The 16,609-nt window shown below is 29.0% G+C and carries 14 protein-coding genes; 8 read left to right on the top strand and 6 right to left on the bottom strand.

Annotated features, from left to right (window positions below):
* Position 1 precedes the first annotated feature (1 nt).
* On the bottom strand, positions 2-1,588 hold the full coding sequence (locus tag LN42_RS05170) for an NFACT family protein (protein WP_014296457.1): 1,587 nt from the start codon (positions 1,586-1,588) through the stop codon (positions 2-4).
* Between the two features lie 129 nt (positions 1,589-1,717).
* On the opposite strand from LN42_RS05170, the gene LN42_RS05165 reads away from it, so the two are divergent.
* The 5 genes from LN42_RS05165 (at position 1,718) to LN42_RS05145 (ending at position 7,222) form a co-directional block, all read left to right on the top strand.
* The gene (locus LN42_RS05165) at positions 1,718-2,749 is read left to right on the top strand and encodes an Rpn family recombination-promoting nuclease/putative transposase (protein WP_041638508.1); all 1,032 of its coding nucleotides are present in this window, start codon (positions 1,718-1,720) and stop codon (positions 2,747-2,749) included.
* Positions 2,750-2,768: 19 nt separating this feature from the next.
* Positions 2,769-5,069: a DNA polymerase III subunit alpha gene (dnaE, locus tag LN42_RS05160; protein WP_075780447.1), complete on the top strand. Its 2,301-nt coding sequence runs from the start codon at positions 2,769-2,771 to the stop codon at positions 5,067-5,069.
* 114 nt (positions 5,070-5,183) lie between these two features.
* Positions 5,184-5,648 (top strand): ribosome maturation factor RimP, encoded by a 465-nt coding sequence (rimP, locus tag LN42_RS05155; protein ID WP_014296454.1) that lies wholly within the window; start codon positions 5,184-5,186, stop codon positions 5,646-5,648.
* Between the two features lie 15 nt (positions 5,649-5,663).
* On the top strand, positions 5,664-6,689 hold the full coding sequence (gene nusA / locus LN42_RS05150) for a transcription termination factor NusA (protein ID WP_014296453.1): 1,026 nt from the start codon (positions 5,664-5,666) through the stop codon (positions 6,687-6,689).
* A gap of 104 nt (positions 6,690-6,793) precedes the next feature.
* On the top strand, positions 6,794-7,222 hold the full coding sequence (locus tag LN42_RS05145; RefSeq protein ID WP_014296452.1) for a Fur family transcriptional regulator: 429 nt from the start codon (positions 6,794-6,796) through the stop codon (positions 7,220-7,222).
* A gap of 45 nt (positions 7,223-7,267) precedes the next feature.
* On the opposite strand, the gene LN42_RS05140 is transcribed toward LN42_RS05145, so the two are convergent.
* The 4 genes from LN42_RS05140 to LN42_RS05125 form a co-directional block, all read right to left on the bottom strand.
* Positions 7,268-7,963, bottom strand: coding sequence for a permease (locus tag LN42_RS05140; protein ID WP_014296451.1), 696 nt, complete (start codon positions 7,961-7,963; stop codon positions 7,268-7,270).
* The gene (locus tag LN42_RS05135) at positions 7,960-8,436 is read right to left on the bottom strand and encodes a permease (RefSeq protein ID WP_014296450.1); all 477 of its coding nucleotides are present in this window, start codon (positions 8,434-8,436) and stop codon (positions 7,960-7,962) included. Before LN42_RS05135 ends, LN42_RS05140 begins: the two co-directional genes overlap by 4 nt.
* Before the next feature lie 88 nt (positions 8,437-8,524).
* Positions 8,525-9,157 carry a Crp/Fnr family transcriptional regulator gene (locus LN42_RS05130; protein WP_014296449.1) on the bottom strand — a complete coding sequence of 211 codons (633 nt, stop codon included), beginning with the start codon at positions 9,155-9,157 and terminating at the stop codon, positions 8,525-8,527.
* A 23-nt stretch (positions 9,158-9,180) separates the two neighbouring features.
* Positions 9,181-9,762: a hypothetical protein gene (locus LN42_RS05125; RefSeq protein ID WP_014296448.1), complete on the bottom strand. Its 582-nt coding sequence runs from the start codon at positions 9,760-9,762 to the stop codon at positions 9,181-9,183.
* Positions 9,763-9,921: 159 nt separating this feature from the next.
* Here LN42_RS05125 and LN42_RS05120 point away from each other — a divergent pair, with 159 nt between their 5' ends.
* Positions 9,922-11,307, top strand: a complete 1,386-nt coding sequence (locus LN42_RS05120; RefSeq protein ID WP_014296447.1) for a pyruvate carboxylase subunit B — start codon at positions 9,922-9,924, stop codon at positions 11,305-11,307.
* 38 nt (positions 11,308-11,345) lie between these two features.
* Here the strand turns inward: LN42_RS05120 and LN42_RS05115 are convergent, their stop codons facing one another.
* The gene (locus LN42_RS05115) at positions 11,346-12,191 is read right to left on the bottom strand and encodes a GNAT family N-acetyltransferase (RefSeq protein WP_014296446.1); all 846 of its coding nucleotides are present in this window, start codon (positions 12,189-12,191) and stop codon (positions 11,346-11,348) included.
* 146 nt (positions 12,192-12,337) lie between these two features.
* On the opposite strand from LN42_RS05115, the gene LN42_RS05110 reads away from it, so the two are divergent.
* Positions 12,338-14,062: a CehA/McbA family metallohydrolase gene (locus tag LN42_RS05110; protein ID WP_075780446.1), complete on the top strand. Its 1,725-nt coding sequence runs from the start codon at positions 12,338-12,340 to the stop codon at positions 14,060-14,062.
* Between the two features lie 275 nt (positions 14,063-14,337).
* Positions 14,338-16,593 (top strand): xanthine dehydrogenase family protein molybdopterin-binding subunit, encoded by a 2,256-nt coding sequence (locus tag LN42_RS05105; protein ID WP_075780445.1) that lies wholly within the window; start codon positions 14,338-14,340, stop codon positions 16,591-16,593.
* Positions 16,594-16,609 lie beyond the last annotated feature (16 nt).

The raw sequence follows: 16,609 nt of genomic DNA, 5'->3' as shown, positions 1-16,609 counted from the left end.
TTCAGGATGGGGATTTTGGTTCTATGTATATGGTTTTGAAGTTTTTATATAAGACCATTCCTGGTTTTGCCCCTTTTGGTTTCCATACATGCTTTTTTTGAGTATAATCTACAGAAACCTTTGAAGACATTCGCCCTTTTGAATAATATGCAGCAAGAGATGCAGCATATTCAATAACTTCTTGTGGAATATCTTTTTTTCTTTCTGTTTTTATAATTACATGAGCTCCGGGAATCCCCTGTACATGAAGCCATATGTCTTCCTTATCAGCTTCTCTTGTAATCTGGTCATTTTGAATATTATTTTTTCCAACGAGAATTTTAAAGCCGTTATAATTAAATTCAAGTGGTTTTGAAATGATTTTTTTTCTTTTCTTCTTTTTATTATTTTCATTAATAAATCTTTCTTGAATCATTTCTTCCCTGATTTCCATTAATGTTTCAATATCTTCTGCCATTTCTATGCTCTGCCATAGTTGATACAAATAGTCAATCATTTCAGATGTGATTTTTAGTCTTTCTTTTAAGTGAATTTCCTTTGATTTAAGTTTATGAACCTTTTTAAATATGGTTTGTAAATTTTCATTTGGTGTTTTTAATGGATTAAGCTTGATTCTCATTTTTTCACCAGTTTCCCAATCTTCTACTTCAACAAAATCAGTTTTCTGATTAAACATATACAGATAAGCCTGCAATAATCGTCCCTGTTTTTCAAGTTCGGGAATTTTTTGTATTTCTTTTTCTTCTAATTTTAGCTTTTTATGAAGTTTTTCATATTTTTCGATTTCTTTTATTACTATCTTTTCCAATCTTCTCTTCAATTCAGAAAACCTTGAATTTATACTTTGCTTTTCAAAGAAATTTAATAAGCCTTCTGAAGGCGATTTAAATTCATTATATTCATAATTTACAGGTCTAAAAGCGAGGATCTCCTTTTTATTTTCATAATCAAAGGTATAAACATTTAAATTATCCATGAATTCAGAAACAAAGGATATATAATCATATTTTTCAATATACTCAAAAAAGAATTTTTTGCTTAACTTTGAAAAACCCATTAATTGCCTGTCTATATCAAAATCAATTTTATCGTGTTTTAATATGTTGATATATTCTTCTTTATAAAATGGAATATATTCTGCGCCAGGCATTATACTTCTTGAAGGTGTAATCCCTTTTTTTAATGCATCTAAGATTTTATTATTTTCATCTACCAATAATATATTTGAATTTCTTCCCATTAATTCAAAATACAATTTGTAATTTCTCATTTCAAAGGTTTCATCTATTACTGAAAGTTCAATATATCCAACTCTATCAAGTCCAAGTTGCTCTATTTTCATAATTTTAGCATTCTTAATTCTTTTTCTTAGGAACATTGAAAAATTTTGTGGTGTATCAGGCATATTTGGTTTTGTTTCAAGTGAGATTATATACGAGGGATTCTTTAATACAAACAACAAAAAACCGTTTTGAAGTTGCAAAAGCACTTCATCATTTACCGGTTGATATATATTTCGGATTTTTTGACCTTCAAATTTTTTGGCTTCCCTTATTAATTTATTTAACAAAAGTCCATCTATGGGCATATTAACATTCCTCCATTGTTATGTAGAAATTTTCTAAACCAATTATATCATAGTTTTAAAGAGATTGATGATGTGAAAATAAAAATTATGATATAATAAAATATGAAAAAGTTAACAAGGGGTGAAACAATGGGGATATATGATCAACTATTTAAAGAGATATTATCCGATAAGGAAATGATCGTTGAGTTTATAGATATCTTTATTCCTAAATTAAAAAGTTATGGGATTTCAGCAGAAGATATAACAATAGAACATACAAAATTTACAGATATAAAATATGGAGATAAGGAAAGTGATTTACTATTTAAAGTAAAATATTTTGAAAATGAGGTATATCTATATTTATTGATAGAACATCAATCAACTGTAGATTATTTAATGCAATTTAGAATACTCGAATATATGGTGCGAATATGGAAAAATTATATAAATGAACATAAAAAAGAATCGAGAACAAAAGGATTTAAATTAATACCAATAATGCCAATAGTGTTTTATACAGGAAAAAGAAAATGGACGGCTGAAAATTGGTTTATGAAAAAAGTAGAAAATTGGGAAATGTTTGATGAATATACACCAAAGTTCAAATATGAGGTGATTGATTTAACTCAAATACCTGAAGAACAATTAATAAAAATAAAAAAGGCATTAGGGTTATTACTGGCATTAAATAAGGCAGAAAACAAAACAGTAACCAGAATAATAGAGGAAATAAAAATAGAATTAGAAAAATTACCTGAAAAAGAAAAGGAAAAATTTGGAAATTACGTGAACGGAGTGATAAAAACTCTCGTCAAAAGAAATAGAGATTTGAATTTAGATGAAGAGATATTTGAAGAGGAGGAGGTGGAAGAAATGTTTGAAAATTTTGTAAAAGCTGTAAATGGTGCATATAAAGATGCTATAGAGCAAGGAATGAAACAAGGGATAGAGCAGGGAATAGAACAGGGAATAGAACAGGGATTTAAAAGTGGAATGTTAGCTGGAGAAAGAAAACTAACGCGTTCATTATTAAGAAAAAAATTTGGTGAAAAAATAGAACCATATATTGATGCTCTTGATTATATGACTTTAAAAGAATTAACTGAAATTGCTGAAAATATATTAGATCTTTCTTTTGAAGAAACGATAGAGTTGTTAAAAAAGGTATCCAATTAATATAATGAGGTGAAGCTATTTGAAAAAATTTTTAGGACCTGTAGTCACATCAAAAAGTATAGGTAAATCTCTAATACAAATAAATGACCTTTTTCCTATGGCCAAGAGATTTGGATATGATTCAATTATTTTATGCGAATCACATCCGAAATCCTGGCCAACATTTATTAATTTAGCTAAAAAATATAAAATAGTACCATATATTTTATTTGAAATGAAGGGAAAAATTTATTTTCCTGTAAATTCAAAAGAGTTGTTGGAAATTATACAATTTTACAACGGAAAAAAAGAAAATATAAATGTAAGATATTTTGAAAAAAATGAGATAAAAGAGAAGATACTTTTCCCCACACAGACGGTTAAAGAATTATTGGATTCTGAAAATATTTCTGGTGGATGTTTAAAAGGAAATCTTAAAATAGAAGATTATTTGGGAAGTAATATATTAAAATATATAAACTCAACAACTCTCTCTTATAATGTAAAAGATTTTTATGTAAATTTGCCTCAAATGGGAGGATTTAAAAGATTATATGAATCGCTATTGCCCTATATGGCAAAATTGCCAGATGAATATATGCAAAGATTAAAAAAAGAATTATTGGTTATAAAGGATATGGAAGTTTCAGATTATATATTAACTGTAAAAAAAATAGTTGAAACAGCTAGAAATACAGGGGCATATGTTGGTCCAGGAAGAGGTTCTGCTGTTGGTTCGCTAATAGTTTATATGTTGGGAATAACGCTAATAGACCCTATAAAATATAATTTATATTTTGAAAGATTTCTTAATCCGTCTAGAAAAGAATTGCCAGATATAGATCTGGATATAGATTCTGAAAATAGAGATAATGTCATAAAAAAATTAAATGAAATTTTTAGTATTGCTCAGGTTAGAACATATGTAAGAATGAAAGAAAAAAGCGCTGTAAAAAAAGCAAAAGAAATTTTAGGATATGATATGTCTCAAAAGTTAAAATTTCCAATTAGGTCTTTAGAAAATATGAAAAGATATCCTAATATGGATGAAAAATTAAAAAAGTTTTATACTCTTGCATTTTATTTTGAAGGATTGGAAATAGCTGAATCTGTACATGCGGCTGGTGTGATATTATCAAAAGAAGATATGGGATTAAAAATCCCTCTTGATTATAGGCAAAACAATATTCCAATTACATTATGGGAAATGGATGAATTAAAGCTTTCAGGTATAGAAAAATTTGATATATTGTCTTTAGATACACTTGCCCTGTTAAAACGTTTTAATTTTAAATATGCTAAAGATAAATTTGTAAATTTAGAAGATAAAGAAGTATATAAGTTAATTTCTGCTGGTTTAACAGAAGGGATATTCCAGCTTGAATCCAGATTGGGTAAAAAACTATCCAGAAAATTAGCGCCTAAAAATTTTATGGAGTTAACAATTTTACTTGCAATGAATAGACCGGGACCTTTGAATTCTGGAATGTTTGATGAGTATCTTGAGGGTAGTTCCAGGGAATATCTAAAAAAACTCTTGCCTGAGACTAAGGGAGTTATTATTTTTCAGGAACAGGTGATGTATATTGCACAAAAATTGGGAGGATTATCCCCAGAAGAGTCAGACGATTTTAGAAAAGCAATGTCAAAAAAGGATATAGAAAAATTAAAAAAGTTGAAAGAAAAGTTTATTTTTAATGCAGCTAAAAAGATTGGAAATAAAGAATCACAGGAGCTCTACTCTAAAATAGAAAAATTTGCAGAATATGCGTTTAATAAATCACATAGTGTTGCATATGCTCATCTTAGTTATTGGCTGGCTGAAATAAAAACAAGAGAAAGATGTAAATTCTTTTTGGAATATATAAAGTTTAAAGGTTTGTCAGAAACTCTTTTTGAAGAAAGTAAGTATATGAATATTCAAATTAAAAATGCAAGTATTCTTTATCCACAAGGTATGTGCAAAGATAATGCATTATATTTACCTTTAAGGGTTATAAAAGGAGTAGGTATATTTGCAGAAGAGGTTTTAACTAAAGATATAAAAGAAAAAGGGAATTATAAGGATTTTGAAGATTTTATAAAGCGAACAAAGGAAAAACGCATAACAAGAAATATAATTGAACAGATGATAAAAGGTGGAGTTTTTGATATTTTTACAAAAAATCGAAGACAATTATTGAGAATGATTTCTGAAATTGAACATAATACAAGTAGAAAAGCAAAAAAAATATTAAGTGATGTTTTTGGAGAAAATATATCAACTGACAAAGAGGTTATTACAGATAAAGAAGATATAATTAAATTTGAAAAAGAAGTATACGGATTTAAAATCAACTAATTTAAACTACTTGATTTTACCTATATTTTATGGTATAATCAATTGCAGATATAGAAATAATCGTTCGAGGGCAGTAGCCCTCGAATTCTGTTTTATTATAAAAGGAGGTGCAAAATGAAAGATTTAAAAGACCTGATTTTAAAAGAATCGCAAGAAATTGCCAGGAATATGGATTTAGAAATTTTCGACGTATCGATTAAAAAAATTAGAAAAAAAGTAAAGCTTGAAATTATTATTGATAAAGAAGATGGATATGTTGGAATTGATGATTGTGAAAGATTTTCAAGAACAATAGAATCATATCTTGACGAAAAAGATCTTATAGATACATCATATGATTTAATAGTAAGTTCTCCGGGATTAGATAGACCTTTAAGAAGTTTAAAGGATTTTATTAGATTTAAAGGGAAGTTAGTAAAAGTAATTCTAAAAGAAAGGGTACAAAACAGAACAGCTATAAAGGGATATATTGAAGATATAAATGACGAAACTATTTATATAAAAGAAAAAGATGGTGGTAAAATAATAGAATTCCCGTATGATATAGTATTAAAAGCAAACTTAGAAATAGATTTGTAAATGGAGGTGATTATAATGAATCTTGCATTAAGAGAAGCATTAACAGAATTAGAAAGAGAAAAGGGAATAAAAAAAGAAGTATTACTTGAAATAATTGAAAAGGCTATAGAAAAGGCATATAAAAACAATTATGAAATGGAAAACGTGGAGGTTATTGTTGATAAAAATCATGGGGAAATCACAATATATCAGCTGTTGAAGGTTGTTGAAGAAGTAGAAAATGAAGGAGAAGAAATTACATTAGAAGAAGCTAAAAAGATATCTTCTAAAGCCCAAATTGGAGATATTATCAAGAAAAAAATAAACCCTAAAAAAGAATTTAAAAGAATAGCTGCACAAACCGCTAAACAGGTAATTAAACAAAGTATAAGGGAAATAGAAAAAGAAAAGTTATATCAGACATATTCTACATTAGAGGGAAAAATAACAACAGCTGAGGTGTTAAAAGTAACTCCAGAATATGCAGATATTAGAATAGGAAAACTTGAAACAAAGTTACCAGCAAAAGAATGGATTCCGGGAGAAAAAATGTACAATGGAGACATAATAAAAGTTTATATAAAAAGTGTTCAAAAAACAACTAAAGGTCCAAAAATTCTTGTTTCAAGAAGTGTTCCTGAATTTGTAGAAGAGTTATTTAAAATGAATATCCCAGAGATAGAAGATGGAATAGTAAAAATAAAAAAAATATATAGAGAACCAGGAGTTAGAAGTAAGGTTGCAGTATATTCAGAAGATCCTAAAGTTGATGCTATTGGGGCATGTATTGGAGAAAATGGCATGAGAATTGCGCAAATATTGGAAGATTTAAAAAATCTTGAAAAAATAGACGTAATAAAATGGTCTGATGATATTGAAGAACTAATAAGAAATGCACTTGCACCAGCTCAGGTAGTAGAAATAAAATTAGACAAAAAAGAAAAATTTGCATTAGTGCATGTTCCGGAAAATCAATTATCTCTTGCTATAGGTAAGGGTGGGCAAAATGCTCGTGCTGCCGCTAAAATAACAGGCTGGAAAATAGATATACATACTGTATAATTTAATTAAAAATGCACACAATTTTAATAGTGTTTAAATGAAATATTTTTCTTTCTGATGTAAAATTTAGTCGAACTAAAGAATGAGGAGGCGGATTTAATACTATGTCCCAACAAATGCTTAAAAAAGTTCTCAGAGAAAAAAAACAAAGAATGACAGCCCAAAGGGAATTAATTCTTAAGGTTTTTCTCGAATCCAATGGAAAATTAATGAGTCTTGATGATGTGTATATGCAAATTAGAAGAAGAAAAAATCACAAAACCAGTAAAATGACTATAAAACGTGGAATAGAACTTTTGGAAGAACTTGGAATAATAAGAAAAATAGATTTTGATGATGGTGTTGTTAGGTATGAATTAATTGATGATGTAACAGATGAAGTAAATGCAATTTTCATATGTGAAAATTGTGGGAAAGCAGTAAAAATGGAAGTAAGTAAAGAAGCAATAAAAAATCTTTTACCTAAAAAAGATATTGAAATCAAAGATTTTGAATTAAAGATTTATGGTATTTGTACAGAATGTCAGGTATAAAATAAAAGGAGGCCCGCGAAGGGCCTTTTATTTTTATGTTATTAATTAAGCGGATTTACGCATTTTTGCTCTAATTACACAATCATCTATTGTAACTTCGCCTTTTATAACTCCCTCTGCAAATAACTTACAATTTGCATAACCACAAGCACCACAATTCATATTTGGTAAATCATTTAATACTTCTTTTTCATTCCTATATACAATTTCTGTATTTTCAATTTCATTTAATATATCTTCACGTTTTACAAGTTTTTCCATTATATATCCCATAATAAATATTGCAGGAATTGTTAAAGCATATCTTGTTAAAGCGAAAGGCAATCCAAGGAAGCTTGATTCAACCATGAACATAACAACCTTAACTACTGCCCATGAACTAATAATTATAACTAAATTAGCAATACTTGCTCCTTTTAAGAATAAAGCCTGTGCAACTGGAAATGCTGCATATATAGGACCGGCTGAAATTGCACCTGTAAACATTGATAACAACTTTCCTTTAAATCCAGATTCTTCACCGAAATGTCTCATTATAACTTCTGATGGTACCCATACAGTAATCAATGAGGAGATTATAAGAATAGGTGGCATAACCTCAACCATTTCAATTAGAAATCCTTTTGTCATTTCTAACCCTTTAAAGAAAATTTCTGGTTTTACAAAAAATGCAATTCCATACAAAACGATACTTACAAAGATTAATTTATTATTTTTAATTAAATCCAATATCTTCTTCATAATATCACCGCCATTCCTGTAGCAATTAATATAGCAGCAACAAAACTAAGCCATAATCTATGCAATGTAAATTTCTTTCCAAAATATTTAATTTCAATTGGCATAGTAGCGAATCCAACCATAGTTAATGTTGTGATAAATGCTGCAATTGCTGTTAAATTTGCTCCACTTTGGTAGAGAGATTTAGAAAGCGGGAATGCAATAAATGCTGGTATTATAGTTAAAGCACCTATAACTGCACCATATATTGTGCTTAAAAACTCGTTTGAATTTCCCAATAACTGTTTAATTAATTCCGGTGGCAATATAGCCAATACTAAACCTACTAAAGCCATAACTCCAATAATTTCAATAAAAGTTTTTACCAACAAATTTTTTGATAATACTAAACTTTCCTTTGTTTTATCTTTACTCTTAAAAATAGACCAACCTAAAAATGAAACGGCTATTCCATATAATACAATGGTATTCACTGTATCAACCTCCTACTTCTTTGTTTTTTTTATTCATACCCTATTATAGACAATATAAAAAAATAAAACCGTGATTTTAAACACGGTTTTATTTTAGAGATTTAATATTCAACAACTTGACATGATTTCTATCAATAATTTTAATATAACCTTCATTTTCTAATTCTTTTATCTTTTTTGATACCACTTCACGAACACTGCCGATATCATTTGCTATTTGCTGCTTTGATTTAAAATAAATAATATCAGATTTTTGCTGTTTATGTAATAATAGGAAATATCGAATTAAACGCTCCTTTATTGATTTTATAATTAGAATATCCACAATATTAGAAAGATTTAATAATTTCTTGGAGATTTCATTTAAATACAATATAAGAAAAGTCTCATTTTCTTTAAATAACTTCAAAACACCTTCTTTTGATATTTCAAAGACTTCAGAATCCTTTTCCGCAACAATATATGAAGGATAATTTTCATCAGAAAAAATTAGTCCCTCACCAAAACTTTCATTCTCTTTCAAGTATTTTAAAACCTGTTCATTACCGTCTGGAGCATATTTTACAACTTTCAATTTACCGGATAATATAATACTAATTTGTTCTAATTTTTCATTTGGTGAATGTAAAACGTGATTTTTTTTGATTTTAAGAGTACGACCGTACTTTTTTAATATCTCACTGTTTTCACCAAAAACATTTTGAAAAAATTCACTTCTCACTTTTTTCCTCCTATATAAAAATTTTATGCTTTAGAATCAAGAATTTTTCCCCAGGTTACACCACCGGTATAAACCAGATGTCCATTTGGATCATATGAAGTAAAATAGCGAACATACACCTGAGCCATCTTTCCTTTAAACATAGCTTCCTTAATAATTTCTCGTGCATGTTCTGATTCATGAGATTTTATAAATAAAAAAGAAGCATTTTCACTAACCGGTGTTGGATATTGAAATGAAACAGCTGAATCAGGCGAATCATCCTGAAGATAAACAACAGATTCCGAAGTTTCTGGAAAATTATTTTTTGATATTTTATTATTAATATTCCTATTAACAACATGCTCATTTGAATTGGAAATACCCTTTTTATTTTTTTGAGATTTTATACCCTGCTCATTGATATTTCTGTCTATGCGTTCCAATTCTTTTTCGGCTTCTGAAATATTACCTATTTTTATCATTGAACTGATTTTTCCAAGTTTAAACAACAAAGCATTATCCTTATTGTTTATAGCTTCAATAAGGATTTTTCTTAACTTACTCTCAAGATATTTCTCTTTAAATTCAGTAGGAGAATAATAATTATTAACATTAATACGCATAAAATCACCTACATATTCATTATACACCTTTTTAAATTATTGAAAATTCTATCATTATATTTTTCCATTAGAATAATAATTTTCCTACCAAACTAAATTCTTATATTCTTAACCCTTTTTTAAAAAAATAATGTTTTAATTTATAGTGGAGGTGAAACTATGACAAAATTTGTTGATACCACATTACGTGACGGCCAGCAATCAATAATTGCGACTCGAATGAAAACCTCTGAATTTGAGCCTGTTTTAAAAGATTTTGATACAGTAGGTTTTCATTCAATGGAGGTATGGGGCGGTGCAACATACGACTCATGTATAAGATATCTAAACGAAGATCCATGGGAAAGACTAAAAACAATAAGAAAAAAGTTAAAAAACACGCAAATACAGATGTTATTAAGAGGACAAAATATTGTTGGATATAGAAATTATGCTGATGATGTAGTTGAATTATTTATAAACAAAGTAGCGGATTATGGTATGGACATAATAAGAGTATTTGATGCTTTAAATGATATAAGAAACTTAAAAAAGAGTATAGAAGTTGCTAAAAAGAGGAATATACATGTTCAGGGTGCAATATCTTATACAATAAGTCCTGTTCATAATCTTGAATTTTATTTAAACTATGCAAAAGAATTAATAGATCACGGTGTTGATTCAATAGTTATAAAAGATATGGCTGGATTATTAACTCCTAAAATGGCGTATGATTTAGTAAAAGAATTAAAGAGAAAATACAATGTACCAATAGAATTGCATTCTCATAATACGGCAGGTATGGCTTCTATTGCATATCAAGCAGCAATTGATGCTGGCGTTGATTTAATAGATACAGCATTAAGCCCATTTGCAAATGCAAGTTCTCAACCGGCAGTTGAACCATTTAACTTTGCATTAGGAGAACCGCTTGATTCCGATAAACTTTATGATCTCGCGCATTATTTCTGGAAAGTAAGGGAAAATCATATAGAAGACGATATGCGAATGGTATCAATTGACTCAAGAATATTAAAGGCACAAATTCCAGGCGGAATGTTTTCAAACCTTGTATCCCAATTAAAAGCTCAAAAAATGTTGCATTTATTAGATGAAGTATTAGAAGAAGTTCCAAGAGTGCGAAAAGATCTTGGATATCCACCACTTGTAACTCCTACAAGTCAAATAGTTGGTGTTCAGGCAGTTTTAAATGTTATGTATAAAGAACGATATAAGTCAATTACAAAAGAGGTTAAAAATTACCTAAAAGGAATGTATGGAAGACCACCTGCACCAGTAGATGAAGAACTTTTAAAGAAAGCACTTGGAAACGAAAAACCAATAGACTGCAGACCAGCAGATTTATTAAAACCTGAAATAGAAAAAGCAAGAAATGAAATATGTGTTTTAGCTGAAACAGATGAAGATTTATTGACATATATCCTATTTGGTGAAGTAGGGAAAAAATATCTAAAAGACAAATATGAAAAAGAAATACAGGTTGATTTCGAACTTGTTGAAGAAACAGAAGATTTTGTTGAAGATGAAAGTATATATCCAGTATAATAATAAAAAAATGCTCTGGTTAAAACCAGAGCATTTTTTTAATGTATTCTTTTTTCCATTTCTACCTGTTTTAAAAATACATTGAAGTTGAATTTTTTTAGTATTTTGTTTAAAGGATCATCTTCTGGAAGAGATACCATAGTTACGTCTTTGAATTTTAAATCAGCGAATCTATTTAAAAGGTCTTTTACAATATCCTCATATTTTGTTTCATCAACCAAAGGTGCAACATCTACAATAAACGCCCCTTTTGATGTCATTCCCCAAACAACATAACCAATTGAAAAGCCTTTTGAAGTGATTTTTTCCATTTGGTATCTATCATAGGAAAGATCTAAAGTTTTAGGCTCTCTTTGCCAATTTGGTTTTCTTCCAATATAATGCAAAGCTTCAACTGCCCTATCATGAATCCATTTATGATCAACAATAGAATATCCAAATTTAATCTCATCAGTTTTTTCTAAATAACGTATGAAGCTTTCCAAAACGCGTTTTTCTTTAAAACCATGTTTAGCATAAAACTTTTTTGCGCTTGTTTCAGTATCTACAACCTCAAGTGTAACTTTAGAAATGCCTTTCCATTTCATTTTTTCAAGTGTATAGTATAATAGCTCAGAACCGTAGCCTTTTAATCTGTATTCCTTTAAAAAACCAAAAGCATCGATTCTTCCCCTCGCTCCTCTAATTGAAACCAATGAAAATCCAATGGGTTTTTCGTCTTCAAATACTATATAAGAGTCATCAAGAGAAATTGAATTTTCTCTTATATCAAGCTCAAATGAGGTTAATGTCCAATTGACAGGTACTTCATAATCTGCAAAAGTTTTATTTACAAGATCGACAATTATTCCTTTTGAAACTTCACTGGCTTTTTTGAAATCCATAAAGATCCCTCCTTCCCCTACATTATAATTATAGCACAATTTTTTAATCTAAAAAAGTAAAGGTATTTTATTTTAAAAAAGGTATTTAAATTATGATATAATACAATGTTATTAAAACTAACTAATTTAAGGAAAGGGTGAGATAATTGAAAAAACTGTTTTTGTTTATTTTCATTTTAATGATAGTATCTTTGTTTTCTTTTCCACAAAAATATATATTACTTTTTGGTAATCCACATTCGCATACTGCATTTTCTGATGGTGCAGTAAACACTACACCAGCAGATGCATATAAATATGCAAGAGATATTGCCAAACTTGATTTTCATGCTGTTACAGACCATGCTTATTATTTTGAAGCATTATATAATGGTGAAGATAAATTTTTAGTAATGAAAAGAATGGCAAAAGAAAATACGACAAAAAATTTTATTGCACTTGCTGGATTTGAGTGGACTGCTGGTAGTGGGCATATTAATGTATATGGGTCAAAAGAGTGGACAAGTAGAAATATTGATACCACAATAGAAGAATTTTATAAGTGGCTAATAAATGAAAAAGCTTTGGCCCAATTTAATCACCCAATATCGATGTTTGGTACATTTAAAAATTTTGAATATTATCCTGAAGCAGATAATTATTTAAATCTTGTTGAAGTTGGAAATGGAAATTGGTCAAAAAACGATACAATTACACCTGAAATGTTTTCAAATTATATTGTAGCCTTGAAAAAAGGCTGGCATCTTGGCGCTACAATTGGACAGGACAATCATAAAGCAAATTGGGGAACTGCTAATGATTCAAGAACAGGAGTATGGGTATTATCCAGAAGTAAAGACGGTTTATTAAAAGCAATGTGGAATAGGAAAACATATGGAACTGAAGATAAGAATGCAAAAATATGGGTAGAAACAGATAATGCTGAAATGGGAGATATATATTATTATGATAAAATGCCCGGGGAAATATCCTTGAAAATTGAATATGAAGATGAAAATTCTCTTTCAGAATTAAAGGTATATACTCCAGATAAAATTTATGAGTTATCACCTAATGGAAATAAGATTAATGAAGTTGTAAAAATAAAGGTAACCTCACCATATTTCTGGCTTTTTGTATACTTTAAACAGATGGATGGTGATGAAATAGTATCATCGCCAATATGGTACGAACCAGAAAATAGAATTAGAATTTTCAATGTTCCTGATATAAAATTATATAGAAATTCGGAAAATACATTGAATCTTTATTTTTATAATACAGGAAATAATGTAGAAAATTCTCCGGTAAAAATAAAAATTAATGATAATATAGTTTTTGAAAAAGATTTAATTTTGAAACCATATGAAAAATCTTTGATTCCATTGTCTTTTAAAACACCTGATATATCAAACGCAAAAATGGAGATCTATATAAATAATTTATTATGGTACAGCAAGGAGGTAAATTTATTAAATCAAGATACAATTTCTGTAATAAATGTCGAGATAAGTAAGTTAGAAAATTCATATAAAGTAATAAACGAGATTAACGATACATCGAAAGCAATAATTATAAACGCTAAAAGTATAAATAGCGAAGAAATATTGAAAAGATTGTTAGAAATCGCTAAAAAGAAACGAATAGGTATTATTCTTGATGAAAAGAATAAATATGTTCTTTCATTAATTCCATCTCGTTTTACTGTAACTGATGAAAAAATAGAAAATATAAAGGTTAATTATATTTATTATAATGAAGCATGGAGAATTTTATATAAAAATAAAGAAAGAGGTTTTGTATTAAATAAAAATTTTGTGATATTTCCTGGTAATCCATTTTTAAATGATGAAAATCTAACTTTTGTAAAAAAGCTATTGAGAATCCAATAAAGAAAAACAACCCCGTTGTAAGGGGTTGTTTTTCTTTTATAATCGATATTTTAGAAACTTTTATATTATAATATTTTTATCCTGGACAAATCAATATAATAAAAAGAATATTTTTCTATATTCTCGAATAAAACGGATTTAACGACGTTATGTTTATTTAAGTTTAAAAAAGAAACTTTTTCTTTTTAAAACGAGTTATTAAAATAAGCCTAAAATAAGGTAAAATTTAATCTAGAGTTAAAAAATAATTCAATAGTATTTCGGGGGGATAATATATGAAAATAGTTGGAAAGGTTGCGAAAAGAATAGAAGCTCATGAAAAAGCATATGGCGAAGCCAAATATACACCTGATTTATATTTAGATAGAATGATTTATGCAGGTGTTGTTTATTCAAATGTTCCTCATGGTATCTTAAAAAGTATTGATATATCTGAGGCTGAAAACGTTTCCGGGATAATAAAAGTGGCAACATATAAAGATGTACCGGGAACAAACAAATTTGGAGTTTTAATAAAGGATATGTGGTTTTTGGTTCCTGTTGGGGAGAAAATACGTTTTGAACATGATGCTATTGCATTAATTGCAGGTGAGACAAAAGAAGCTGTAGAAGAAGCTATTAAAAAAGTAAAGTTTGAAATTGAAGAATTACAGCCGGTACTTACTATAGAAGAATCCATAAAAGATGAAATAAAAGTACATGATCCTGAATCCAATATAGCATTTCATAAGAAAATAAGACGTGGAGAAATAGATAAAGCATTTGAAAATGCTGATCTTGTAATTGAAAGAGAATTCAGAACAGATTATCAGGAACAGGCATATCTTGAAACACAGGGAGCGGTAGCATATTATGATGGTGAAATAATGAAAATATATGCCTCGATGCAATGTCCTTTCTATGTTCAGGAAGACGTTTCTGAAATACTCGACATTCCATTTAATAAAGTAGATGTAATTCAAATGGAAACTGGCGGCGGTTTTGGTGGAAAAGAAGATGTTCCATCATATATTGCTTCGAAGGCAGCTTTGCTTTCATATTTAACAAAAAGGCCTGTGAAGTTAATATATTCCAGAGAACACGATATAAAAGAAACAAGTAAAAGACATCCATCAAAATCTCATTATAAAGTAGCGTTTAAGAAAGATGGAACTTTACTTGGAGTAAAGGTTGAATCTTATCTTGATATGGGAGCATATTCAACATTATCGCCAATAGTAATGTATCGAACGCTTACACATGCAGCTGGAGCATACAAAGTTCCAAATGTACATGTAGATGTTTATGGTGTATATACAAATAAAGTTCCATGTGGTGCATTTAGAGGATTTGGTTCACCACAGGTATTATTTGCTATAGAAAGAGTAATGGATGAAGCAGCGGAAAAATTAAATATAGATCCGTGGGAAATACGTTATAAAAATGCTCTTGAAGTTGGTGCGGAAACATCAACAGGTCATAAATTAGAATTTTCTGTTGGAGCTAAAAAAACACTGGAAAATATTAAAAAACTATCAAATTATGAAGAGCTAAAAAAGGAAGTTGAAGAATTTAATAAAACAAATAAAATAAAAAAACGTGGGTTGGGATGGTCTCATATTATATACGGGGTTAGTCTTGGTGCTGGCGGGCAACATCTTGATGCATCAAATTCAGAAGTTCATGTATTTCCAGACGGAACAATAAACATAATGTTTGGGGGTACTGAAATTGGTCAGGGTTCTAAAACGGCAATATCAATGATTGTTTCTGAGATATTAGGGCAAAAACTTGAAAAAATAAAAGTATTGCAGACAGATACATTTATTGTTCAGGATAGTGGTCCAACAGTTGCTTCAAGAACAACAATATTTAGTGGTAATGCAGCAAAAGATGCTGCAGAAAAGATTAAAAACAACATACTTGAGTTTTTATCTGATAAATTTGATGTTGAAAAATCTGATATAGAAATTAATCTTGGGTATTATAAAATAAAGGATAAAAACTTTACCTTTGATGAAATTGCTAAAATGGCCAATGATGCCAATGTAAAGCTCAATGAATCGGGCTGGTTTAAGTCACCTAAACTTCATTTTGATATGGAAAATGGAGTTGGCGAGGCATATGTTACTTATACGTATTCTACACAATTATCCCTTGTTGAAGTTGATACATTAACAGGAAAGATTGATGTAAAAAAGATGTGGATTTCCCACGATATAGGAAAAGCAATAAATTATGACGGAGTAATTGGACAGATTCAAGGCGGAGCTGTTCAGGGTATGGGGCATGCTATTATGGAAGAAATAAAGCAAAAAGAAGGAAAAATTATAACAGATAACTTTAATAATTATATAATTCCAACAATAAAGGATATACCTGAAATTGTTGCTGATGTTGTAGAAGAAGAATTTCCATATGGGCCGTTTGGGGCTAAAGGTATAGGAGAGCCTTCATTGATGACAGCACCACCTTCAATAGCAAATGCGGTTGCGCATGCAACAGGTAAAAAAATAACAAAAATTCCAATATCTATGGAAGATATAATATAAAACTCAGGGGGGTAAT

The organism is Marinitoga sp. 1137 (assembly GCF_001941525.1).
In the GTDB taxonomy this organism is placed as follows: Bacteria; Thermotogota; Thermotogae; order Petrotogales; family Petrotogaceae; genus Marinitoga; species Marinitoga piezophila.
This window is presented reverse-complemented; position numbering and strand designations above follow the sequence as displayed.